Consider the following 1342-nt stretch of genomic DNA (forward strand, 5'->3'; position numbering starts at 1 on the left):
GGTATGATCCGGGTACATGGGTTACACTTTATTCCAGGGACATAGGTGACACTTTTCTTCGTGTCCGAGGATTACCGCATTCAACGAGGGTCTGTCGTATCGGCACACGCTTGATCACATCCTCGATCTTCATGTCCTCTTCGATGAATCTCCCGATAAGCAGCTCACAGAAATATACGTTATGTATACCATCCTCCACTTCTTCAAAGCCAATATATTCTTCCGCAAGGGTACTGCTGACCTGAACCCAGCGACTCTTCCAGCGTATGCCTGAGTTCCTGCTCACCCGTCGTACCTCAAAATGGTTGGGATAATCATAATGTCCTAATTTCTTCGGCATCGTTCTTTCGGAAGGGCAGTAGACGTGTGAAGGCGTCTTCATAGAAAGGGCCTCATGGGGCCTTTCGGTATTGTATTCTTCCCGGAAAATATCAAATCGTTCCTGCTGGGCAGGAAGATTCTTCTCAGGGGGGATGGTCGCTTCTTTCTTTAAGGTACGGTGCATCCTTTCATGCTTGCCGTTCTGCTGGGGCTTACCCGGCTCTATCTGTTCCGGATATATGCCCAGCTTGACCCACCAGACAGAGAGAGTTGACAATCGTGCCAGGGCATTAGAGGCAAAGGGGACGCCATTGTCGGTCCGTATCCTGAGTGGAAGGCCATACTCGTGGAAGAGCGCGGTAAAGTGACGTTTCGTCTCTTGTAAGGAAATGGCTTCATGGGCGTGACAGCCAAGGAGATAGCGACTGCGCATGTCACAGACGGTTAAAGGATAACAGTAGAGACCGTTTCGCATCTTGAAGTGCCCTTTATAGTCCGCGGTCCAAATATCGTTGGATTCTTGTGCTATGGTCTTGGGACACCCGGGATGTTTCCTCCGGAGTCTTCTCTTTCCAGGAAAGATGAGTCCTTTGCGTTTCAGAATATCGGCTGCCGTTGATATTGCCGGTAACACCTTATAATGGGGAGCGATTATCTCAAGTAATTTCTTCGGCCCCCAGCTTGGGTGTTTCATCCGTGCCTGCACGAGAGCCTCAATAAAGGCATTATTGGTTTCATGGGGGCAGGAATGGGGCCTTCGTGATCGGTCCGCCAAGCCGGCGGATCCCCCCTGTTCATATCGCTCAACCCATTTATAGCCAGTCTTCCTGCTGATACTGAATTCAAGGCACAGTTCGCTAAAAGGAAAATAGCCTTTCAGGTACTCTGCAATGAAGCGTACTCTCTGGTCCATCACGGTAACTCCTTTCCATCCCATAGGCCACCTCCTTGGCCTATGTATGATATAAAAGTGTTACCTATGTACCCAGAACAATCTGTTACCTATGTTCCCGTTCGGTCA

1 pseudogene is annotated in these 1342 nt (G+C 49.5%); it reads right to left on the reverse strand.

Annotated elements, in window-relative coordinates:
* Positions 1-118 precede the first annotated feature (118 nt).
* Positions 119-1234: pseudogene (locus tag CVT49_16430) on the reverse strand (IS481 family transposase).
* Between the last annotated feature and the right edge of the window lie 108 nt (positions 1235-1342).

The organism is candidate division Zixibacteria bacterium HGW-Zixibacteria-1, assembly GCA_002838945.1.
Classification (GTDB): Bacteria; Zixibacteria; MSB-5A5; order GN15; family PGXB01; genus PGXB01.